The sequence below is a fragment of the Pseudomonas orientalis genome (assembly GCF_001439815.1).
In the GTDB taxonomy this organism is placed as follows: Bacteria; Pseudomonadota; Gammaproteobacteria; order Pseudomonadales; family Pseudomonadaceae; genus Aquipseudomonas; species Aquipseudomonas orientalis.
Genome location: NZ_JYLM01000007.1, coordinates 249,914 through 273,006 on the forward strand (window position 1 = coordinate 249,914; position 23,093 = coordinate 273,006).

The window sequence follows — 23,093 nt, forward strand, 5'->3', positions numbered from 1 at the left end:
TGACAACCCTGGAGTGTCTGGTTTGATCGTCTTCCGTTATCTATCCCGCGAAGTCCTGTTGACCCTGAGTGCCGTGAGTGCGGTATTGCTGGTCATCATCATGAGTGGTCGTTTCGTCAAATTCCTTGCGCAGGCGGCCTCGGGCGCCCTGGATCCGGGCTCGCTGTTCCTGATCATGGGCTTTCGCCTGCCGGGCTTTTTGCAACTGATCCTGCCGCTCGGCCTGTTCCTTGGCATCCTGCTGGCCTATGGCCGGCTGTACCTCGAAAGCGAGATGACCGTGCTGTCGGCCACCGGCATGAGCCAGCAGCGCCTGCTGGCCATGACCCTGGTACCGGCCACCGGCGTTGCCCTGGTGGTGGCCTGGTTGAGCCTGAGCCTGGCGCCGCAAGGGGCCATGCAGTTCCAGCTGCTGTTGAACAAGCAGGACGCGATGACCGAGTTCGACACCCTCGAACCCGGGCGTTTCCAGGCGCTCAACGACGGTACGCGGGTGACCTATACCGAAGAAATGACCGAAGACCGTTCCAACCTGAGCGGTGTGTTCATTTCCCAGAAAAACCTCGGCAAGGACCAGAAAGACCGTGGCATCTCGATTCTGGTCGCCGACGGTGGCCGCCAGGAAGTGCGCGCCGACGGCAGCCGCTACCTGATCCTGGACAACGGCTATCGCTACGATGGCAGCCCGGGGTTGGCCGATTACCGCGTGATCAAATACGACTCCTACGGCGTCATGCTGCCCAAGCCCGATATCAGCGATGAAGTCACCGATCGTGACGCGCTGCCCACGGCCTCACTGTTCGGCAGCCAGGAACTGCGCTCCATCGCCGAGCTGCAATGGCGTCTGTCCCTGCCGTTGCTGGTGTTTATCGTGACCTTGATGGCGGTGCCGCTGTCACGCGTCAACCCGCGTCAGGGCCGGTTCCTCAAGCTGCTGCCGGCAATCCTGCTGTATATGGCCTACCTGACCATCCTGATTTCCGCCCGTGGCTCCCTGGAGAAGGGCAAGTTGCCGCCCGCCCTGGGCCTGTGGTGGGTGCACGGGATTTTCCTGGTGATCGGCCTGGGGCTGCTCTATTGGGAGCCTATCCGTTTGAAAATGAAGAGCCGTCGTGGCCTGAAGGAGTTGGCTCGTGGCTAAGCTCGATCGCTACATTGGTAGCAGCGTACTGATCGCCATCCTGGCGGTATTGGGCATCATCCTGGGCCTGGCCTCGCTGTTCGCCTTCATCGATGAAGTGGGCAACGTCACCGATACCTATACCGTCACCGATGTATTGAGCTTCGTGGCGCTGACCGCGCCACGTCGTCTCTACGACATGATGCCGATGGCCGGCCTGATCGGCTGCCTGATCGGCCTGGGCACCCTGGCCAGCAACAGCGAATTGACCATCATGCGCGCGGCGGGTGTGTCCATCGGGCGTATCGTCTGGGCGGTCATGAAGCCCATGCTGCTGCTGATGGCGTGCAGCGTGCTGATCGGCGAATACGTCGCGCCACCGTCCGAAGCCACCGCCCAGGCCAATCGGGCCCTGGCGCAGGGTTCGGGTGATGCGCAGAGCTCCAAGCACGGCCTGTGGCACCGCCAGGGCGACCAGTTCATCCACATCAACGCCGTGCAGCCCGGCGGGCTGTTGATCGGGGTGACGCGCTACACGTTCGACAAAGAGCGGCACATGCTCAGCTCCAGCTTCGCCAAGCGTGCGCAGTACGATGGCGCACAATGGCAACTGACCGACGTGACCACCACGCTGTTTCACAACGTGGGCCAGGGCGTCAATGCCAGTACCGAAGTGGTCAATGCGCCCACCCAGGCCTGGGACATCGCGCTGAAACCGGAACTGCTCAACACAGTGATCATGGTCCCGGAAACCCTGCCGATCTCGGGTCTCTGGAGTTATATCCATTACCTCAAGGACCAGGGCCTGAACAATGGCCGCTACTGGCTGGCGTTCTGGGTCAAGGTGTTGCAACCGGTGGTCACCGCCGCGCTGGTATTGATGGCGATCTCCTTCATCTTCGGCCCGTTGCGTTCCGTGACCCTCGGCCAGCGGGTATTCACCGGGGTGCTGGTGGGCTTTACCTTCCGCATCGCCCAGGATTTGCTGGGGCCGTCGAGCCTGGTGTTCGGCTTCTCGCCGTTGTTCGCGGTGCTGGTGCCGACGTTTATCTGCGCCGTGGCCGGGTTCTGGTTGTTGCGCCGAGCCGGCTGATTGCGCGCACACTAAATGCTCCCCCTGTAGGAGCGAGCTTGCTCGCGAAAATCTGCGAAGCGCCGTTCATCCAGGATGAGCGCATTATCGTTGGCGATCTTCGCGAGCAAGCTCGCTCCTACAACATCGGGCCTCGTGGAAACGGGGCTTTTTTGTGTTCGTCAGCAAAGATGACGTCTGGCCCGAGCATCAGGTACAATTCCCGGCTATTTTTCAGCGGGCAATCTGCCTGCAGCCTTTTTGAGTGTTGATCCGTGAGTGATTTGAGTCATATCCGCAATTTCTCCATCATCGCCCACATTGACCATGGTAAGTCGACGCTGGCCGATCGATTCATCCAGATGTGCGGCGGCCTTGCCGAGCGTGAAATGGAAGCCCAGGTCCTGGACTCCATGGACCTCGAACGCGAGCGCGGGATCACCATCAAGGCCCACAGCGTCACTCTGTACTACGTCGCCAAAGACGGTATCAAGTACCAGTTGAACTTCATTGACACCCCGGGCCACGTCGACTTCACCTATGAAGTCAGCCGCTCCCTGGCTGCCTGCGAAGGCGCGCTGCTGGTGGTGGACGCGGGGCAGGGCGTTGAAGCCCAGTCCGTGGCCAACTGCTACACCGCCATCGAGCAGGGCCTGGAAGTCATGCCGGTGCTGAACAAGATCGACTTGCCGCAAGCCGATCCGGACCGTGTAAAAGAAGAAATCGAAAAAATCATCGGCATTGACGCCACCGACGCCGTCGAGTGCAGCGCCAAGACCGGCCTGGGCGTCGACGAAGTGCTCGAGCGCCTGGTCAAGACCATTCCCGCGCCAACCGGCAACTACGAAGATCCGCTGCAAGCGTTGATCATCGACTCCTGGTTCGACAACTACCTGGGCGTCGTGTCCCTGGTGCGCGTGCGCCATGGCCGCGTGAAGAAGGGCGACAAGATCCTGGTCAAGTCCACCGGCAAGATCCACCTGGTGGACAGCGTCGGCGTGTTCAACCCCAAGCACACTGCCACCACTGACCTGAAAGCCGGCGAAGTGGGCTTCATCATCGCCGGTATCAAGGACATCCACGGTGCGCCGGTCGGTGACACCCTGACCCTGAGCTCCACCCCGGATGTCGACGTGCTGCCAGGCTTCAAGCGCATCCAGCCACAGGTCTACGCCGGCCTGTTCCCGGTCAGTTCCGACGACTTCGAAGACTTCCGCGAAGCCCTGCAAAAGCTGACCCTCAACGACTCGTCGCTGCAGTACACCCCGGAAAGCTCCGACGCCCTGGGCTTCGGCTTCCGTTGCGGGTTCCTGGGCATGCTGCACATGGAGATCATCCAGGAGCGCCTGGAGCGCGAATACGACCTGGACCTGATCACCACCGCGCCAACGGTTATTTTCGAGCTGGCGCTGAAAACCGGTGAAACGATTTACGTCGACAACCCGTCCAAGCTTCCAGACCTGTCTTCAATCGAAGACATGCGTGAACCGATCGTGCGCGCCAATATCCTGGTGCCGCAGGAACACCTGGGCAACGTCATCACCCTGTGTATCGAAAAGCGTGGCGTGCAGCACGACATGCTGTTCCTCGGCACCCAGGTGCAAGTGACCTACGATTTGCCGATGAACGAAGTGGTCCTGGACTTCTTCGACCGTCTCAAATCCACCAGTCGCGGCTATGCTTCGCTGGATTACCATTTCGACCGTTACCAGTCGGCCAATCTGGTGAAGCTGGATGTACTGATCAACGGCGACAAGGTTGATGCCCTGGCACTGATCGTGCACAAGGACAATGCGCACTACAAAGGTCGCCAGTTGACCGAGAAGATGAAAGAGCTGATTCCGCGTCAGATGTTCGACGTCGCGATCCAGGCCGCCATTGGCGGGCAGATCATTGCGCGGACCTCCGTCAAGGCACTCAGAAAGAACGTACTGGCCAAATGCTACGGTGGCGACGTCAGCCGTAAGCGCAAGCTGCTTGAAAAGCAAAAGGCCGGTAAAAAACGCATGAAGCAAGTGGGCAACGTGGAAATTCCACAAGAAGCCTTCCTTGCGGTGCTCAGGTTGGATAGTTAGGTCCTATGTCGCTAAATTTCCCGCTGTTGCTGGTCATCGCCGTTGCCGTCTGTGGTTTCCTGGCGTTGCTCGATCTGGTGTTCTTCGCCCCGCGTCGGCGGGCTGCTATCGCGTCCTATCAGGGCAGCGTCAGCCAGCCCGATGCCGTGGTGATCGAGAAGCTGAACAAAGAGCCCTTGCTGGTTGAATACGGCAAGTCGTTCTTCCCGGTGTTGTTCATCGTGCTGGTGCTGCGTTCGTTCCTGGTGGAGCCGTTTCAGATCCCGTCGGGGTCGATGAAACCTACCCTGGACGTGGGCGACTTCATCCTGGTGAACAAGTTTTCCTACGGGATTCGCTTGCCGGTGATCGACAAGAAGGTGATTGAGGTCGGTGACCCGCAGCGCGGCGATGTGATGGTGTTCCGCTACCCGAGCGACCCGAACGTCAACTACATCAAGCGTGTGGTCGGCCTGCCGGGCGACGTGATCCGCTATACCAGCGACAAGCGCCTGTTCATCAATGGTGAGTCGGTGGCGGAAAAACTGTTGGGCGCCGAGCCGAACACCCTGGGCAGCGCCGAGCTGTACCAGGAAAAACTCGGCGCGGTAGAGCACCAGATCCGCAAGGAAATGAGCCGCTACCGCGCGATGCCCGATGGCCAGTGGAAAGTGCCTGCCGGGCACTACTTCATGATGGGCGACAACCGCGACAACTCCAACGACAGCCGCTACTGGGACGACCCCAATATTCCCAAGGACCTGCTGGGCATGGTGCCCGACGAGAATATCGTCGGCAAAGCCTTCGCGGTCTGGATGAGTTGGCCGGAACCCAAGCTCAGCCACTTGCCGAACTTCTCGCGGGTGGGGCTGATCAGGTAATACAGGCGGCGCTGTGAACACAGCGCCGAATGCTTTTCTGGGGCTTGGACATTTTCCGACGCCCTGCGGCACAAGTCAGGATTTGAATTTGAACACTGCGTCAATCGTCGATGGCCGCCGGTGCCACCAACTAGATATGGATAAACCGTGACCGTTTCTCTGAGTCGTCTCGAGCGCCAGCTCGGCTACACCTTCAAGGATCAGGAATTGATGGTCCTTGCCCTCACACACCGCAGCTTTGCAGGGCGCAATAACGAGCGCCTGGAATTCCTCGGTGACGCCATTCTCAATTTCGCCGCCGGTGAGGCGCTGTTCGAGCGTTTCCCTCAAGCGCGCGAAGGCCAGCTGTCGCGCCTGCGCGCGCGCCTTGTGAAAGGCGAGACCCTGGCCGTGCTGGCCCGAGGTTTCGGCCTGGGCGAGTACCTGCGCCTCGGTTCCGGTGAGTTGAAAAGCGGCGGTTTTCGTCGCGAGTCGATCCTGGCGGATGCCCTGGAAGCCTTGATCGGTGCGATCTACCTCGATGCCGGGATGGAAACGGCCAAGGAGCGCGTGGTCGCCTGGCTGGCGTCGGAAATCGAAAGCCTCACACTGGTCGACACCAACAAGGATCCAAAGACCCGCCTGCAGGAATACCTGCAGTCCCGTGGTTGCGAGCTGCCACGCTATGAAGTGGTGGATATCCAGGGTGAGCCGCATTGCCGCGTGTTCTTCGTGGAATGTGAAATCACCTTACTGAATGAAAAAAGCCGAGGTCAGGGTGTGAGCCGTCGTATTGCCGAACAGGTAGCGGCCGCTGCAGCACTGATTGCCCTGGGCGTGGAGAATGGCCATGACTGATTCAACCGCAACACGCTGTGGCTATGTTGCCATCGTCGGCCGCCCCAACGTGGGCAAGTCCACGCTGCTTAACCACATCCTCGGCCAGAAGCTGGCGATTACGTCGCGCAAGCCGCAGACCACCCGTCATAACATGCTGGGCATCAAGACCGAAGGCAGCGTGCAAGCGGTCTACGTCGACACGCCGGGCATGCACAAAGGCGGCGAGAAAGCCCTCAACCGCTACATGAACAAAACCGCGTCGGCGGCGTTGAAAGACGTCGACGTGGTGATCTTCGTGGTCGACCGCACCAAGTGGACCGATGAGGACCAGATGGTCCTCGAGCGTGTGCAGTACGTCACCGGCCCGTTGATCGTCGCGCTGAACAAGACCGACCGCATCGAAGACAAAGCCGAGCTGATGCCGCACCTGACCTGGCTGCAGGAACAACTGCCCAATGCCCAGATCATGCCGATCTCGGCGCAGCACGGGCATAACCTCGAAGCTCTGGAGCGCGTGATCGCCGGCTACCTGCCGGAGAACGAGCACTTCTTCCCGGAAGACCAGATCACCGACCGCAGCAGCCGTTTCCTCGCCGCGGAACTGGTGCGCGAGAAAATCATGCGCCAGATGGGCGCCGAGCTGCCGTACCAGATCACTGTTGAAATCGAAGAGTTCAAGCAGCAGGGCAAGACCCTGCACATCCATGCGCTGATCCTGGTTGAGCGTGACGGCCAGAAGAAAATCATCATTGGCGACAAGGGCGAGCGCATCAAGCGCATCGGCACCGAGGCGCGCAAGGACATGGAATTGCTGTTCGACTCCAAGATCATGCTGAACCTGTGGGTGAAGGTTAAGGGTGGCTGGTCCGATGATGAGCGGGCACTGCGCTCCCTGGGCTACGGCGACCTGTAAGGTCCTGAATGCACCACAGGGCTAGAAAATGTGGGAGGGGGCTTGCCCCCGATAGCAGTGGGTCAGTTAACAGATAAGTGACTGACACACTGCCATCGGGGGCAAGCCCCCTCCCACATTAGGTTGATGTTGTTTTCAAGATCGAGAGCCCATGTCCCAATCCCCACCTCCCAGCCAGCTTGCCTATGTGCTGCACAGCCGCGCCTACCGTGAGACCAGCGCCCTGGTGGACTTCCTCACGCCCCAGGGCCGTCTGCGCGCGGTTTTGCGTAGCGCACGGGGCAAGGCCGGTACGTTGGCGCGGCCGTTCGTGGCCCTGGATGTGGAGTTTCGCGGCAAGGGCGAGCTGAAGAATGTCGGCCGCCTGGAAAGCGTCGGCACGTCCGCCTGGCTCAATGGCGATGCGCTGTTCAGCGGGCTCTATCTCAACGAACTGCTGATCCGCCTTTTGCCCGCCGAAGACCCGCACCCGGCGGTCTTCGATCACTACGCCGCGACCTTGCTCGCTCTCGCTGAAGGCCGTCCCCTGGAGCCGCTGCTGCGCGCCTTTGAATGGCGCCTGCTGGATGACCTGGGCTACGGCTTCGAATTGCACAACGACCTGCACGGTGATCCTGTCGCCGCCGACGGCCTGTATCGCCTGCAAGTGGACGCGGGGCTTGAGCGCGTGTACTTGTTGCAACCCGGCCTGTTCCAGGGCGCCGAGTTGTTGGCCATGAGCGAAGCGGACTGGACCGCCCCCGGTGCCTTGTCCGCCGCCAAGCGCCTGATGCGCCAGGCCCTGGCCGTGCACCTGGGCGGGCGGCCGCTGGTCAGTCGCGAGTTGTTTCGAAAGCCCTGACATCCCCGTGTATGCTGTGCACCGATTCTTTCCCTTTTCAGGAGCGCTTCCGTGAGCACCAGCAATCGCATTCTTCTTGGCGTCAATATCGACCACGTCGCCACCCTGCGCCAGGCCCGGGGCACCCGTTACCCGGACCCGGTCAAGGCCGCGCTGGACGCCGAAGAAGCGGGCGCCGACGGCATCACCGTGCACCTGCGCGAAGACCGCCGCCATATCCAGGAGCGTGACGTGCTGCTGCTCAAGGACGTGCTGCAGACCCGCATGAATTTCGAAATGGGCGTCACCGAAGACATGATGCAGTTCGCCGAGCGCATCCGCCCGGCGCACATTTGCCTGGTTCCGGAAACCCGCCAGGAACTGACCACCGAAGGTGGCCTCGACGTGGCCGGCCAGGAAGCGCGGATCAAGGCCGCCGTGGAGCGCCTGTCGAAGATCGGCAGCGAAGTGTCGTTGTTCATCGACGCAGACGAACGCCAGATCCAGGCTTCACGCCGCGTCGGCGCCCCGGCCATCGAACTGCACACCGGTCGCTATGCCGATGCCACCACCCCGAGCGAAGTCGCCGACGAACTGCAACGCATCATCGATGGCGTGAATTGCGGCCTGCACGAAGGCCTGATCGTCAACGCCGGCCATGGTCTGCACTACCACAACGTCGAGGCCGTGGCGGCGATCAAGGGCATCAACGAACTGAACATCGGCCATGCGCTGGTGGCCCATGCGCTGTTCGTCGGTTTCAAAGGCGCCGTGGCCGAGATGAAGGCCTTGATCCTGGCGGCCGCCGCAATGGATCGCTGACACTGTAGGAGCGAGCTTGCTCGCGAAAAACGTCAACGATAACGCGGGTCGCCTGAATACACGCGCAGGCTTCGAGTTTTTCGCGAGCAAGCTCGCTCCTACAGCCGGGGCCGGTGTATCGTATCAGCCCTTTGCAGGCCCTTGGCCTGCGGCAGATACGTGAGGTTGTTGTGTCCCGATCCTTTTCCCGTCGACAAATCCTGGGTGGTCTTGCCGGCCTGGCCGTAGTGGGCGTCGGTGCCGGTGGCGGCTACCGCTACTGGCTGGGGAAGGTCGCGGAATCCGAGGCGGGGCACGATTACGAGTTGATCGCAGCGCCCCTGGACGTGGAACTGGTGCCGGGCCACACCACCCAGGCCTGGGCGTTCGGCCCCTCGGCGCCCGGCACCGAGCTGCGCGTACGCCAGGGCGAGTGGCTGCGGGTGCGCTTTATCAACCACCTGCCGGTCGCCACCACCATCCACTGGCATGGCATCCGCCTGCCGCTGGAAATGGACGGCGTGCCCTACGTCTCGCAATTGCCGGTATTGCCGGGGGAATACTTCGACTACAAGTTCCGTGTGCCCGACGCCGGCAGCTACTGGTATCACCCGCACGTCAACAGCAGCGAAGAACTCGGCCGTGGTCTGGTCGGACCGCTGATCATCGAGGAGCGCGAGCCCACCGGTTTCAAACACGAACGCACCCTCAGTCTGAAAAGCTGGCATGTGGACGAAGAGGGCGCCTTTGTCGCCTTCAGCATTCCCCGTGAGGCGGCGCGTGGCGGTACGGCCGGGCGTTTGTCCACCATCAACGGTGTGTCCCAGGCCGTGGTCGACCTGCCGGCCGGGCAGATCACCCGGGTGCGCCTGCTCAACCTGGACAACACCCTGACGTATCGCATCAACATTCCGGGCGTCGAAGCGCAGATCTATGCGCTGGACGGCAACCCCATCGAGCCGCGCCCGCTGGGCAAGGAGTACTGGCTGGGCCCCGGCATGCGTATCTGCCTGGCGATCAAGGCGCCGCCGGCCGGCGAAGAACTGTCGATCCGTAATGGCCCGGTGCGCCTGGGGACGTTCCGTTCGGTGGCCAATACCGACGCGCCCACCGAGTGGCCCCCGGCACTGCCGGCCAACCCGGTCGCCGAACCGGACCTGGCCAATGCCGAGAAACTCAACTTCAATTTCGAGTGGGTCGGTTCGGTGTCGGTCAATGTCGACAACGGCAAGCCACCGAGCCTGTGGCAGATCAACGGCCAGGCCTGGGACATCACCGACAAGACCTGCGCCGACCGCCCCATCGCCAAGCTTGTGAAGGGCAAGAGCTATATTTTCGAACTGAAGAACATGACCCAGTACCAGCACCCGGTCCACCTGCACGGCATGAGTTTCAAGGTCATCGCGTCGAACCGCCACAAGGTCATCCCGTATTTCACCGACACCTACCTGCTGGGCAAGAACGAACGCGCCCGCGTAGCGCTGGTGGCGGATAACCCGGGGGTGTGGATGTTCCACTGCCATGTGATCGACCATATGGAAACCGGCCTGATGGCCGCTATCGAGGTGGCGTGATGCGCCAGGTTCGCCCGGCGATCATCGACCGCAGCCGCGACCAGCACTTCATGCGCGAAGCCCTGGCCCTCGCCGCCCAGGGCGCGGCGCTGGGAGAAGTGCCGGTGGGCGCGGTGCTGGTGCAGGGCGGTGAGATCATCGGCCGCGGCTTCAACTGCCCGATCAGCGGCAATGACCCGAGTGCCCATGCCGAAATGGTCGCGATCCGCGCAGCGGCCCAGGCCGTCAGCAATTACCGCCTGCCGGGCAGTACGCTCTATGTGACGTTGGAACCGTGCAGCATGTGCGCGGGGTTGATCGTGCATTCGCGGGTGGCGCGGGTGGTATATGGCGCGCTGGAACCGAAAGCGGGGATTGTGCAGAGCCAGGGGCAGTTTTTTACCCAGGGCTTTCTCAACCATCGGGTCCTGTTTGAAGGCGGCGTGCTGGCCGAGGAGTGCGGGACGGTGTTGAGCGAGTTCTTCAAGGCTCGCCGGGCCAAGCCTCCACTCTAAAGAACACTGAGGATAAAAGTGTGGGAGGGGGCAAGCCCCCGATAGCAGAGTGTCAGTCACCACATCCATGGCTGATACACCGCAATCGGGGGCAAGCCCCCTCCCACATTTGGATCTCCATATATTCAGTGATAACTCACCGCTACTTCCTGGCGATGATCACCGCCCGCATCGGCGCCGGCAGCCCTTCGATGGTCTTGCTGTGATCCTGCGGATCGAGGAAATCACTGAGCGACTGGTACTTCATCCACGCCGTCCCGCGCTGTTCCTCAACCGTGGTCACGCTCACATCCACACAGCGCACATCGCTGAATCCGGCGCGGCGCAGCCACAGCATCAGCGCCGGAACCGAGGGCAAGAACCACACGTTACGCATCTGCGCATAGCGGTCTTCCGGCACCAGCACCTGCTGCTGATCGCCTTCGACCACCAGGGTTTCCAATACCAGTTCGCCGCCTTTGACCAGGGTGTCCTTCAGTGCCAGCAAATGCTCGATCGGTGAGCGCCGGTGGTAGAACACGCCCATGGAAAACACCGTGTCGAAGCCTTCCAGGTTCGCCGGCAGGTCCTCGAACGGAAACGGCAGGTGCCAGGCCCTGGGTTCGGACAGGTAACGCTGCACCGCCTGAAACTGGCAGAAGAACAGCCAATTGGGGTCCACGCCAATCACGCTGTCGGCGCCGGCGCCGAGCATGCGCCACATGTAATAGCCGTTGCCGCAACCCACATCGAGGATGCGCTTGCCCTTCAAATCCAGGTGCGGCGCCACGCGGGACCATTTCCAGTCAGAGCGCCATTCGGTGTCCACATGCACGCCGAACAGGTGGAACGGGCCTTTGCGCCAAGGGCTCAGCCCCATGAGCGCCGTGTGCATCTGTGCGCGAGTGTCGTCGTCGCACTCAGTGTCCAGCACCAGGCCGTTCAACAGGTCGACTTCACTGGGCTGGATCTTCGGCAGTGCATCCAAGGCACTCTGCCAGCGCTCCAGGTCGCCATGGCCTTTTTCCATCTTGCTATCGAGCTGCGCTTGCAGGCCCTGGGCCCACACGGCCAAAGGAGTGCCCACCAGATGGCGGGCGAGGGGAGACAAATCAATCATGGCAAGGCAATCAACGAGGCAAAGTTAAGACACTGGAACCACGGCACGACTTTCGAGAACCCGGCCGCCAGCAGGCGTTCGCGGTGTTCTTCGAGGCTGTCGGGCTTCATGACGTTTTCGATGGCGCTGCGCTTCTGGGCGATTTCCAGTTCGCTGTAGCCGTTGGCGCGCTTGAACGCGATATGCAGGTCGGTCAGCAACCCATGCTCTTGGGCATCGTTGAAACGCAGCTTTTCCGAGAGGATCAGTGCGCCGCCCGGCAGCAGTGCCTGACGGATGCGCCCGAGCAGCGCCAGGCGCTGATCGGGCGCGATGAATTGCAGGGTGAAGTTCAGCGCCACCACTGAAGCCGGCTGGAATTGCAGGGCCAGGATATCGCCTTCGATCACCTGCACCGGCAGCAATTCCTGGAACATCGAATCCTGGCCAGTGAGGTATTGGCGGCAACGCTCGACCATCGCCGTCGAGTTATCCACCGCGATCACCCGGCAGCCCTCGGTGCGCACATGGCGGCGCAGGGCCTGGGTGACCGCACCCAGGGATGAGCCCAGGTCGTACAGCACGCTGTTGGGCTGGGCGAACTGGGCGGCGAGCACGCCGAGGTTTTCAACGATGGTCGGGTAACCGGGCACCGAGCGCTTGATCATGTCCGGGAACACCCGCACCACGTCCTCGTTAAAGGCGAAGTCCGGCACCTGGGGCAGGGGCTGGGCGAATAGGCGATCGGGTTCTTTGCTCACGGTTGTTCCGGCGACGAGGGGGAAAGGCCGGCATTTTAGCGTAGGAGCTGGCTTGCCTGCGATGGTCGTCAACGATTACGCAGACATTCTGGATGAACGCGGTGCCGGAATCAGCACATCACCAAAGCCTTGACCCATCAGTTCACCGTAATGGCGCAGTCGAACGTTTCCACAGGCTCGGCTTCCGGTTCCCACGGTTGCTGGGAGGTCAGGCGCAGACGGCCCTGGCCGGCGGCGAACGCCTGGAAGCGCCAGGTCGACTGGCCGCCGCCGCCGATCACGCCGGATTCGCTGCTGCTGTACACCTCAGGGCTTAGCGCGCGTAACACGCCGCCGGCGGAATCCTGGATGGCCCAGCGATAGCCGGTGGTGGGATTGCTGGGCAGGCTGAGGATCAGGTTTTGTCCGATTTTAAGCGGGAGCGGGCAGGCGCTCTGGTTGTCCACGGTGACGTTTTGCTTCGGCGCACTGGCGCACGCGGTAAGCAGGGCAAGGCTCAAGGGGAGAAGCAGGCGGGCAGCGGTCATGGGAGCTCCGTTTATACACGACGAAGGGCGAGCATAACCGAAGATGAGACAAGGTGTGGCAGGAGGGGGTGTGTTGGCAGGTCTGGCCTCATCGGGGGCAAGCCCCCTCCCACATGTTGAGTGGTGAACACAGTCAAGTGTGGGAGGTGTCTGGCCCCCGACAGGGTCAGTTCAGGCACTGCATAACTGTCAGAAGAGCACCTTCGCCACATCCGCAAAGCGCTTGGCAAAGTGCACCGTCATGCCTTCCTTCAGGTACTCCGGCAGCTCTTCAAAGCTGCCACGGTTGGGCTCCGGCAGGATCAGCTCGTGAATCTTCTGGCGCCGCGCCGCAATCACCTTTTCACGCACCCCGCCAATCGGCAGCACATGCCCGGTCAAGGTCAGCTCGCCGGTCATGGCCACGCCTTTCTTCGGCGGCTGGTTGCGCGCCAGTGACAGCAGCGCACTGGCCATGGTCACCCCCGCGCTCGGGCCGTCTTTGGGCGTGGCGCCCTCCGGCACGTGCAGGTGGACGAAGGCTTCGTCGAAGAACTTCGGATCACCGCCAAACGACTTCAGGTTCGAGCTGATGAAGCTGTAGGCGATTTCGGCGGACTCCTTCATCACATCACCCAATTGCCCGGTGAGCTTGAAGCCGCGATTGAGCGTGTGGATGCGCGTCGCTTCGATCGGCAAGGTGGCGCCGCCCATGCTGGTCCAGGCCAGGCCGGTAATCACGCCGGTGCCGGACAGCACTTGCTCATTGCGAAATACCGGCATGCCCAGGGAGCTTTCCAGGTCCTTGTTGCCGATCTTGATCACCGAATCCGGCTCATCGAGCAGCTTGACCACGGCCTTGCGCACCAGTTTGCCCAGTTGCTTCTCCAACTGACGCACACCGGCTTCCCGCGCATAGCCGTCGATCAGCGCACGCAAGGCGCCATCGCTGATGCTCAGGCTGTTTTTCGAGACGCCGGCTTTTTCCAGCTGCTTGGGCCACAGGTGGCGCTTGGCAATGGCGACTTTTTCTTCGGTGATATAGCCCGACAGGCGAATCACTTCCATACGGTCCAGCAGCGGGCCGGGAATCGAGTCCAGGGTGTTGGCGGTGCACACGAACAGCACCTTGGACAGGTCCAGGCGCAGGTCCAGGTAGTGGTCGAGGAATTCGACGTTCTGTTCCGGGTCGAGGGTTTCCAGCAGTGCCGAAGCCGGGTCGCCCTGGAAGCTCTGGCCCATTTTGTCGATCTCGTCGAGCATGATCACCGGGTTCATCACCTCCACATCTTTCAACGCCTGCACCAGCTTGCCGGGCAGGGCGCCGATATAGGTGCGGCGATGGCCCTTGATCTCGGCCTCGTCGCGCATGCCGCCGACACTGAAGCGGTAGAACGGTCGGCCCAGGGATTCGGCGATGGATTTGCCCACGCTGGTCTTGCCCACGCCCGGCGGGCCCACCAGCAGCACGATGGAGCCGGCGACTTCGCCTTTATAGGCGCCCACCGCGAGGAACTCGAGGATGCGACTCTTGATGTCATCCAGGCCCGCATGGTGTTTGTCCAGCACCTTGCGCGCGTGTTTCAGATCGAGTTTGTCTTCGCCAAACACGCCCCACGGGACTGAGGTGGCCCAGTCCAGGTAGTTGCGCGTGACCGCATATTCCGGTGAGCCGGTTTCGAGGATGGAGAGTTTGTTGAGTTCTTCATCGATGCGTTTCTGCGCCTGGGCCGGCAGCACCTTGCCCACCAGCCGCTGCTCGAACTGTTCGACGTCGGCGCTGCGGTCGTCCTTGGTCAGGCCCAGCTCCTGCTGGATGACCTTGAGCTGTTCCTTGAGGAAGAACTCGCGCTGGTGCTCGCCGATCTTGCGGTTCACTTCGGCGGACAGCTCTTTCTGCAGGCGCGCGACTTCGACCTCTTTGCGCAGCATCGGCAGCACTTTTTCCATGCGCTTGAGCATGGGCACGCAATCGAGCACTTCCTGCAATTCGTTACCGGTGGCCGAGGTCAGCGCGGCGGCGAAGTCGGTGAGCGGCGACGGGTCGTTGGGGCTGAAGCGGTTGAGGTAGTTCTTCAGTTCTTCGCTGTACAACGGGTTGAGCGGCAGCAGTTCCTTGATCGCGTTGATCAGGGCCATGCCGTAGGCCTTGACCTCATCGGTCGGCTCGGAAGGCTGGTGCGGGTATTCGACTTCCACCAGGTATGGTGGGCGGTGGTGCTTGAGCCAGGTCTTGATGCGCACGCGGGTCAGGCCCTGGGCCACGAATTGCAGCTTGCCGTTCTCGCGGCTGGCGTGGTGCACCTTGACCAGGGTGCCGTACAGCGGCAGGGCCGAGGTGTCGAAATGGCGCGGGTCTTCGGGCGGTGTGTCCATGAAAAACAGGGCGAGGGAGTGGTGGTCGGATTTGCTCACCAGTTCCAGGGTCTCGGCCCAGGGCTCTTCGTTGACGATCACCGGCAACACTTGCGCCGGGAAAAACGGCCGGTTGTGGATCGGGATGATGTAGACCTTGTCCGGCAGGTTCTGCCCAGGCAGGGCCAGGCCGGTGTTGGACGAGGATTCAGCGTTTTCGGGGTCGGCGTAGTCGTTCAAATCGTAATCAGGGATGTCTTGCTGGTCGCTCATGGGGCACCTGCATCAGGAAGTATGGTGCTTAGATGGGGCAGGGCAGTGGTGGTTTCAATGGTGGGGGTGAGATAGCAACATATTGCATGAATTCTCGCCGATGACCTGGAAAAGCTTCGCGGCCACTTCAGATTTTCTGTCCAGGGTCGATAACGCCTATAACGACTGACCGGTTGCATAGGTTTTACCGACCGGCGGTCACGTGTGACTGCATATACAGTGATGGCAATTGGCCTTATTTGCGCCATCATCCATGCACATCTACGCTTCCGTGCCAAGGCTGGCCGCTTTCTAGCCCATTATCTGCGGATCGACCATGGCTCGGATTTTCCACCTGTTATGCCGTGCAGCGCTGTTATCGGCTGCTATCGGCCCTGCGTCGGCGGCGACGCTTGAGGTATTGGCTTATCAAGCCGACGGCCGACCGGTCGCCGATGCCGTAGTGACGCTGCAAGGCCCGGTCGGCGCGCCGCAGGGTGCGCTCAAGGCTGATATGGACCAGCTTGACCAGCGCTTTGCCCCTCATGTGCTGGCGGTGCATACCGGTACGCAGGTGCGTTTCCCCAACAGCGACAATATTCGTCATCAAGTGTATTCGTTCTCCACGGCCAAGCGCTTCGAGTTGCGTCTGTACGAAGGCACGCCGGCGGCCCCCTTGCTGTTCGACAAGCCTGGGGTGGTGGTGCTGGGTTGCAATATCCATGACTGGATGCTCGGTTATATCTACGTGACCGACGACCCGCGTTTCGGCGTCAGCGATGACCAGGGCCGGGTGCGCCTGGCGGAGCTGCCGGCCGGTGACTACCGCCTCACCCTGTGGCACCCGCAACTGGCGGATATGCAGCCGTTGGACGGCGGTACCGTGCGCGTCCCGGCCGTCGGGCTCAGCCACCGTGTGGGATTGAAGCTTGTGCCTGCGCCCGCGGATTTGCCGCCAACACCCAGCGCCTTTGGCGATGCCTTCAATCGAGCGGCCAATGAAACTGCGCAGTAGCTTCCAGGCGCGGGTCGCCAGCGTGTTGATCCTGCTTTCGCTGGTGGTGATCGGTGCGCTGTATTTCAGCGTCAAGGCCGCGACCAATTCGGCAGTACACCGCCAGGCCCAGGCCCAGTTGGAGGTGGGCACGCGGGTGTTCGAGCGCTTGCTCGACGTTCGCGGCCGGCGCTTGGCCGATGGCGTGCAGTTGCTGGCGTCTGACTTCGGTTTTCGCGATGCCGTCGCCAGTGGCGATTCGGCGACGATGCGTTCGGTGCTGCTCAACCACGGCAAGCGCATCAACGCCAACGATATGATTCTGCTGGGCATGGACGGCAAAGTCCTGGCCAGCACCCTCAAGGAAGTCGCCGAAGGCTCGACCTTTCGCTACGACCTGGCCTTGCGCGAGGCACGGCAGAATCACCAGGCGATGCTGATGGTGCCTTTGCAAGGCAAGCCGCACTTGCTGGTGGAGGCCTCGGTGCTGGCGCCGTTGCCGATCGCGCGGGTGGTGATGGGGTTCAGCATGGACGGTGCCTTCGCCGATGAGTTGCGCTCGCTGAGCAATCTGGAAGTTTCGTTCCTGGCGATTGACCAGGACCTGCCTGGCGAGTTGGTCAGCACCCAGCCGCAGGTGTTGCGCGACAGTATCCGCGCGCTGATGCAGGAGGATTCGACACGCCGTGGCGTGTCCACCACCGATCACCTTGAGCACCGCTTCCTCAGCCAGTCGCTGGTCCTGGCCAGCGATGAAAACGGCAAAGTCCTGGCCCTGCTGCAAAGTCCGCTGGATGCGGCGATGCAGGCCTTTGCGCCGCTGGATGAAAAGATTCTCGGTATCGCCCTGGTCGCCCTGATTGCTTCGTTGATCGGTGCTTTGCTGCTGGCCCGCTCGGTCTCGCGCCCGGTGCAGGCGCTGGCGCTGGCGGCCGAGCGTATTGGCAGTGGCGACTACCAGACCCCGGTCGTGCTGGCGCGCAGCGATGAACTGGGACGCCTGGCGCTGGCGGTCAATGCCATGCAGAGCGGCATTGCCGAGCGCGAACAACAGCTGGCGCACTACGCCCTGCATGATCGTCTTACCGGCCTGCCCAACCGCGCGCTGGCGATGGAGCGTCTGGGCAGTGCAATTGCCCTGCAACGACCGGTGGCGTTGATCTATCTGGGCATCGACAATCTGCGCGCTGCCAGCGAAACCGTCGGCCCCGAAGCGGTGGACCAACTGCTCTTGAGCGTGAGCCAGCGCCTGCAGGCTGCGTTGCGCCCCGGCGATACACTGGCGCATCTGATCGCCGATGAATTCCTGCTGCTGCTTGAAGGCGCAGGCAGCGACGAAGCGGTGGGCCTGGCCGACAAACTCCAGCAACTGTTACTGCGCCCCCAGCGCATCAGCGGTCATGACCTGGCGCTGGACTGCCGCCTGGGTATCGCGGCGTACCCGGCGGATGGCGAAAGCCCGCAGACCTTGCTGGAGCGCGCGGCCATCGCCATGAAGGACGCCGCGCAAATGCCCGATCGCTTGCAGGTTTACGAGCATGGCCGCGACCTCGCCCACCGCCGCCAGATCACCCTGATCCGCGACCTGCGCCACGCCCCCGGCCATGGCCAACTGTTGCTGCACTACCAGCCCAAGCTGGATATTCGCCAGGGCATCGTGCGCCAGGCCGAAGCTCTGTTGCGCTGGCAGCACCCTCAGTTCGGCCTGGTCTCGCCGGCGGAATTCATCCCCCTGGCCGAGCGCTCGGGCAGCATCCGCTTGTTGACCCAATGGGTCATCGAAGAAGGTATTCGCCAACTGTGCGAATGGAACCGGCGCGGCCTGGCCTTGCAGCTGTCGCTGAACATCTCGGCGGACGATCTGCTCGATGACGAACTGGCCCATCGCGTGTCGGCCTTGCTGCGTCGCTATGGCTTGCCGGCGGAGCAGCTGCTGTTCGAAATCACCGAGAGCGCTGTGATGCGCGAACCGGAAAAAGCCCTCAAGGTGCTCCACTTGCTGCGTGAGTGCGGCATCGGCCTGTCGGTGGATGACTTCGGCACCGGTTACTCGTCATTGGCGCACCTCAAGCGTCTGCCGGTGCAAGAGTTGAAGATCGACCAATCCTTCGTACGTAATCTCGATGAAACCAGTGAAGACGCAGTGATCGTGCGTTCCACCATCGAGATGAGCCATAACCTGGGCCTCAAAGTGGTCGCCGAGGGCGTTGAATATGCCCATAGCCTGCGCCTGCTGGAGCGGTGGCAGTGCGACACGGCCCAGGGTTACCTGATCAGCAGGCCATTGAGCGCCGACGCTTTCGAAGCCTGGGTGGCCTTGCCTCTCAGTGCGCAAACTTCCCTGGTTCATTGAGTGGCATGACAGTGCGTGTTTCTTTCCTGATCGGTTGCCTCGGCGCACTGACCCTGCAAACGGCGCTGGCCGATAATGGCCGCCTGATCGCGACCGGTGGTGCCAGCAGTATCGAAGGCGCGGCGGGAGGCGGTCTTACGCCTTGGGCCGTGCTGGCCGGTTATGGCGAACGGCACGAGTGGGGCGCCACGGCGTTCGCCACTACGGTCAACCTGCCGGATTACCGGCTGGACGTGGCCGGTGTGGCGCTGGCCTACGACAACCGCGTCGAACTGTCTTTCGCCCGCCAGCGCTTTGACCTTGGCAGCCTGGTGCATAAGCTCAACCTGCCCGACGACAGCCTTGGGCAGGACGTGCTGGGCCTCAAGGTGCGGCTGTTCGGCGACGTGGTCTACGACGCGCTGCCCCAGGTCTCGCTGGGCCTGGAATACAAGCATCAGACCGACGTCGAGATTCCCCGCCTGGTGGGTGCCACGCGTGACAGCGACGTCGAGGGCTACCTCGCCGCCAGCCGTCTGTTCATGGGCGCCGTGTTCGGCTACAACGTGCTGGTCAACGGCAGCTTGCGCTACAGCCGGGCCAACGAGACCGGCCTGCTCGGTTTTGGCGGCGACCGTCGCGACAGCCGCAGCCTGCTCAAGGAAGGCGCGCTGGCGCTGCTGCTCAACCCGCGTTGGGCGGTGGGCGTGGAGTACCGCGAGAAGCCCGACAACCTGTCGTTTGCGGGCGAAAGTGACTGGGCGGACGTATTCGTGGGCTATTTCCCCAACAAGCATGTGTCGTTTGTATTGGCCTACGCACGCTTGGGGGAAATCGCCACGCTGGATCACCAGAATGGCACCTACTTGTCTGTGCAAGGGAGTTTCTGATGCGCTGGTTACCGGTTTGCCTGCTACTGCTGCTCTGTGCCTGCGCCCAACAGCCACCCAAGGACGACAGCCTCTATCGCGACCTCGGCGCCCTGCCGGGCATCACGCGTATCGTCGAAGGCATGTTGCTCAACATCGCGCGGGACGAGCGCATCGTCGAACGCTTCCGGCGTATCGATATCCAGCGCCTGCGCAGCAAGCTGATTGAGCAGTTCTGTGTCGAGGCGGGCGGGCCGTGCACCTATACCGGCGACAGCATGGCCGAGAGCCACAAGGGCCAGCATCTGAGCCGCAGCGATTTCAATGCGCTGGTGGAGGACTTGATTGCCTCAATGGACAAAGAAGGTATTGCCGTGCCCGTGCAGAACCGCCTGATCGCCCGGTTGGCGGCGATGCGCGGTGAGGTGATCGAACACTGATCCTGCGGCCAGCACCCTCCGAATGTGGGAGCGGGCTCGTGTCGAATGCAAACAAGGTGAACACCCACACTGTCCTGGCATGAAAAAGGCGGCTACCTGTCGAGGTAGCCGCCTTTGTTTTACTGCCCGTCTTGCTTAGTCCGGCAGTTTGAACGCCATCACGTAGTCACCCTGCTTGGTGCCCAGGGAGCCGTGACCGCCGGCCATGACCAGCACGTATTGCTTGCCGTCCTTGCCGGTGTAGGTCATCGGGGTGGTTTGCGCGCCCGCAGGCAGGCGACCTTCCCACAGTTGCTTGCCGTTTTTCACGTCATAGGCCCGCAGGTACTGGTCGAGGGTGCCGCTCAGGAACGCGACGCCACCGGCGGTGGTGAACGTACCGCCCAGGCTCGGCACGCCCATGGTCAGCGGGATCGGAATCGGCGAGCTGTCACGCACGGTGCCGTTCTTGTGCATCCAGATGGTCTTGTTGGTGGTCAGGTCGACCGCTGCCACATAACCCCACGCCGGCGCTTGGCACGGCAGGCCCATGGGCGACAGCAGCGCTTCGAGGATCACGCCGTACGGCGCGCCTTTGTTTGGCTGCACGCCTTCGGTTTCGCTGACGCGCGGGCCTTGCTTGGCGATGTCGGCAGCCGGGATCAGCTTCGATTTGAACGCCATGTAGCTGGGGTTCACGAAGGCGATCTGGCGCACCGGGTCAACCGAAATGCCGCCCCAGTCGAATACGCCGAAGTTGCCTGGGTACACGATCGAGCCTTGCAGCGACGGCGGGGTGAACGGGCCGTCGTAGCGCAGCGACTTGAAGTCGATCCGGCAGATCAGTTGGTCGAACGGCGTCACGCCCCACATGTCACGCTCCTTGAGGGGCGGTGGCATGAAGTTCAGCTCGGACTTGGGCTGGGTAGCCGCGGTGCGATCGCCCGCGACGGCGCCCTGTGGCACCGGGACTTCATTGAACGGCACAACCGGCCAGCCGGTGGCGCGGTCCAGCACGTAGATGCTGCCTTGCTTGGTCGATGCCATCACCGCGTGCCTGACGCCGGCGGCGGTCTTGATGTCGATCAGCGACGGCTGGCCACCCACGTCCATGTCCCACAGGTCGTGGTGGGTGAACTGGACGGTCCACTTCACATGGCCGGTCGCGATGTCCAGGGCGGTCAGGCCGGCCGCGTACTTCTCGGAGTCCTCGGTACGGTCGCCGCCGTACTGGTCGGGCATCTGGTTGCCCATCGGCAGGTAGAGCATGCCGAGTTTTTCATCCACCGCGAACATGGACCACATGTTCGGCGAGTTGCGGGTGTAGGTCTTGCCCTGGGCCAACGGGGTGGTGTCGTTCGGGTTGCCGCTGTCCCAGTTCCACACCAGCTTGCCGGTGTGCACGTCGAACGCGCGGATCACGCCGCTTGGCTCGTCGATGGAAACGTTGTCGGTCACGTGACCGCCGATCACCACCAGGTTTTTGGTCACGGCCGGTGGCGAGGTGGAGTAGTAACCACCTGGGGCGAAGCTGCCGATATTGGCGCGCAGGTCCACCTGGCCTTTGTCACCGAAGTCTTCGCACATCTTGCCGGTGTCGGCGTTCAGGGCGATCAGACGGGTGTCGGCGGTCGGCACGAAGATGCGTTTCGGGCAGGCAGTCGGTGCGGCGGCCGGGCTGGCCTTGCCGGTTGGCTTCTGCTCGGAAGGGTAGGCGGCGTCATCGTGATACGACACGCCACGGCAGGTCATGTGCGCCCAACCCTTGAAGTTCTCGGCACCCTGGGTGCTGATCTTCGGGTCGAAACGCCAGATTTCCTTGCCGGTGTCCGGGTCCAGGGCAATCACCTGGCTGTGCGGGGTACACACATACAGCATGCCGTTGACTTTCAGCGGGGTGTTTTCCGCAGTGGTTTCCCCGGGATCGCCCGCGCCGGGAATGTCACCGGTACGGAAGGTCCAGGCCGGCACCAGCTTGTGCGCGTTTGCCGGGGTGATCTGGCCCAGTGGCGAGTAACGGTCACCGTAGGCCGAGCGGCCATAGGAATTCCAGTCACCGTCGGCCTGGCTTGGCGCAGTGCTGGCCATGCCGGGCACTGCGTCGCGGTCCAGTTGGCCGGTCTTGACCATTTCACCTGGGTTGGTGAACTGGCTGGCCAGGGCGGTAGCGCCGGCCAGCACCACGGCAACGCTCAGCGCGCCCGTGCCCAGCGGCGCGGCCTGGCCATGCAGCAACGGACGGCGAAACCACGGCAGCAACATGACGATGCCCAGGGCGAACAGCAGGGCCAGGCGCGGCACCAGTTGCCACCAATCCAGGCCCACTTCCCACAGGGCCCACACGGTGCTGGCGAACAGCACCAGTGCATAGAGGCCCAGCGCAGCGCGGCGGGTGGCCAGCAGCAATACGCCGGTCAGGGCGATGCCGATACCGGCCAGCAGGTAATACAGCGAGCCGCCGAGCATGCTCAGCTTGACCCCGCCGGCCAGCAAGGCCAGTCCCATGATCAGCAGCAAGACGCCTAGCAACCTGGGCAGCAGGCGGCTTGGGCTTGAGGCACCATCAGTGCTCATAGTGTGTTTCTCCGTTACGTTGGAATTATGTAACCCCGTGCTTCACTCACTGTAGATGACGATTCGGCGCGGGCTTGGTTCATCGTTTTTTTGGTTTTTTCTGTGGATAACCGGGTTATCCACAGGCGGGCAATAACACCCCAGGCGCAGGTCTATTTCAGACAGCGCTGTCTTTGCGTACAGGGAAATTCGGCAAAATGGGTCGACCGGGAGGTGAAGCGTTTCAGATTGTTGCGAAGGATAATGCGGCGGGGCTTTTTGAGGAAGGGTGAATCGCAAGATGCATCATTTCAGATTTGGTAACAGTGACAGATAGTCGCTGCCTGAATAGCCTCTGTAGGAGCGAGCTTGCTCGCGAAAAACCCACTGGCGCCGCGTTTATTCAGGAAGCGCGCGTTATCGTTG

General features: G+C 62.1%; 19 protein-coding genes. 14 read left to right on the forward strand and 5 right to left on the reverse strand.

The window, feature by feature from the left end; all coding sequences use genetic code 11:
• The first annotated feature begins 22 nt into the window (after positions 1–22).
• The 10 genes from lptF (at position 23) to tadA (ending at position 10,548) form a co-directional block, all read left to right on the forward strand.
• Entirely contained in the window at positions 23–1,141 is a 1,119-nt protein-coding gene (gene lptF, locus TU82_RS18545; protein WP_057724723.1) for an LPS export ABC transporter permease LptF, read from the forward strand.
• The gene (gene lptG / locus TU82_RS18550; RefSeq protein ID WP_057724724.1) at positions 1,134–2,213 is read left to right on the forward strand and encodes an LPS export ABC transporter permease LptG; all 1,080 of its coding nucleotides are present in this window, start codon (positions 1,134–1,136) and stop codon (positions 2,211–2,213) included. The genes lptF and lptG overlap by 8 nt, the downstream gene beginning before the upstream one ends.
• Positions 2,214–2,467: 254 nt before the next feature.
• Positions 2,468–4,267, forward strand: a complete 1,800-nt coding sequence (gene lepA / locus TU82_RS18555; RefSeq protein WP_057724725.1) for a translation elongation factor 4 — start codon at positions 2,468–2,470, stop codon at positions 4,265–4,267.
• A 5-nt stretch (positions 4,268–4,272) separates the two neighbouring features.
• Positions 4,273–5,127, forward strand: a complete 855-nt coding sequence (lepB, locus tag TU82_RS18560; protein ID WP_057724726.1) for a signal peptidase I — start codon at positions 4,273–4,275, stop codon at positions 5,125–5,127.
• A gap of 147 nt (positions 5,128–5,274) precedes the next feature.
• Positions 5,275–5,964 carry a ribonuclease III gene (gene rnc / locus TU82_RS18565; RefSeq protein ID WP_003188856.1) on the forward strand — a complete coding sequence of 230 codons (690 nt, stop codon included), beginning with the start codon at positions 5,275–5,277 and terminating at the stop codon, positions 5,962–5,964.
• Positions 5,957–6,859: a GTPase Era gene (era, locus tag TU82_RS18570; RefSeq protein WP_003234112.1), complete on the forward strand. Its 903-nt coding sequence runs from the start codon at positions 5,957–5,959 to the stop codon at positions 6,857–6,859. The genes rnc and era overlap by 8 nt, the downstream gene beginning before the upstream one ends.
• A 151-nt stretch (positions 6,860–7,010) precedes the next feature.
• Positions 7,011–7,700 (forward strand): DNA repair protein RecO, encoded by a 690-nt coding sequence (gene recO, locus TU82_RS18575; RefSeq protein ID WP_057724727.1) that lies wholly within the window; start codon positions 7,011–7,013, stop codon positions 7,698–7,700.
• Positions 7,701–7,751: 51 nt separating this feature from the next.
• The gene (gene pdxJ, locus TU82_RS18580; RefSeq protein WP_057724728.1) at positions 7,752–8,501 is read left to right on the forward strand and encodes a pyridoxine 5'-phosphate synthase; all 750 of its coding nucleotides are present in this window, start codon (positions 7,752–7,754) and stop codon (positions 8,499–8,501) included.
• Between the two features lie 170 nt (positions 8,502–8,671).
• On the forward strand, positions 8,672–10,054 hold the full coding sequence (locus tag TU82_RS18585; RefSeq protein ID WP_057724729.1) for a multicopper oxidase family protein: 1,383 nt from the start codon (positions 8,672–8,674) through the stop codon (positions 10,052–10,054).
• Positions 10,054–10,548 carry a tRNA adenosine(34) deaminase TadA gene (gene tadA, locus TU82_RS18590; protein WP_057724730.1) on the forward strand — a complete coding sequence of 165 codons (495 nt, stop codon included), beginning with the start codon at positions 10,054–10,056 and terminating at the stop codon, positions 10,546–10,548. Before TU82_RS18585 ends, tadA begins: the two co-directional genes overlap by 1 nt.
• Positions 10,549–10,690: 142 nt before the next feature.
• Here tadA and cmoB read toward each other — a convergent pair whose 3' ends face one another.
• The 4 genes from cmoB to lon form a co-directional block, all read right to left on the reverse strand.
• Entirely contained in the window at positions 10,691–11,647 is a 957-nt protein-coding gene (gene cmoB / locus TU82_RS18595) for a tRNA 5-methoxyuridine(34)/uridine 5-oxyacetic acid(34) synthase CmoB (protein WP_057724731.1), read from the reverse strand.
• Complete coding sequence (gene cmoA, locus TU82_RS18600; RefSeq protein WP_057724732.1) at positions 11,644–12,387, reverse strand: carboxy-S-adenosyl-L-methionine synthase CmoA; 744 nt, start codon at positions 12,385–12,387, stop codon at positions 11,644–11,646. Before cmoA ends, cmoB begins: the two co-directional genes overlap by 4 nt.
• A gap of 137 nt (positions 12,388–12,524) precedes the next feature.
• Positions 12,525–12,914, reverse strand: a complete 390-nt coding sequence (locus TU82_RS18605) for a protease inhibitor I42 family protein (protein WP_057724733.1) — start codon at positions 12,912–12,914, stop codon at positions 12,525–12,527.
• A gap of 189 nt (positions 12,915–13,103) precedes the next feature.
• Positions 13,104–15,521 (reverse strand): endopeptidase La, encoded by a 2,418-nt coding sequence (lon, locus tag TU82_RS18610; RefSeq protein WP_057724734.1) that lies wholly within the window; start codon positions 15,519–15,521, stop codon positions 13,104–13,106.
• A 316-nt stretch (positions 15,522–15,837) separates the two neighbouring features.
• Here lon and TU82_RS18615 point away from each other — a divergent pair, with 316 nt between their 5' ends.
• The 4 genes from TU82_RS18615 to TU82_RS18630 are packed head-to-tail and all read left to right on the forward strand — an operon-like array spanning position 15,838 to position 20,135.
• On the forward strand, positions 15,838–16,515 hold the full coding sequence (locus TU82_RS18615) for a methylamine utilization protein (RefSeq protein ID WP_057724735.1): 678 nt from the start codon (positions 15,838–15,840) through the stop codon (positions 16,513–16,515).
• A complete protein-coding gene (locus TU82_RS18620; protein ID WP_057724736.1) occupies positions 16,499–18,847 on the forward strand; it encodes a bifunctional diguanylate cyclase/phosphodiesterase in 2,349 nt (782 codons plus the stop codon). Before TU82_RS18615 ends, TU82_RS18620 begins: the two co-directional genes overlap by 17 nt.
• A 5-nt stretch (positions 18,848–18,852) precedes the next feature.
• Entirely contained in the window at positions 18,853–19,716 is an 864-nt protein-coding gene (locus tag TU82_RS18625; RefSeq protein ID WP_057724737.1) for a DUF3034 family protein, read from the forward strand.
• Entirely contained in the window at positions 19,716–20,135 is a 420-nt protein-coding gene (locus TU82_RS18630; protein ID WP_057724738.1) for a group I truncated hemoglobin, read from the forward strand. Before TU82_RS18625 ends, TU82_RS18630 begins: the two co-directional genes overlap by 1 nt.
• Before the next feature lie 135 nt (positions 20,136–20,270).
• Here the strand turns inward: TU82_RS18630 and TU82_RS18635 are convergent, their stop codons facing one another.
• On the reverse strand, positions 20,271–22,688 hold the full coding sequence (locus TU82_RS18635; protein ID WP_057724739.1) for a glucose/quinate/shikimate family membrane-bound PQQ-dependent dehydrogenase: 2,418 nt from the start codon (positions 22,686–22,688) through the stop codon (positions 20,271–20,273).
• Between the last annotated feature and the right edge of the window lie 405 nt (positions 22,689–23,093).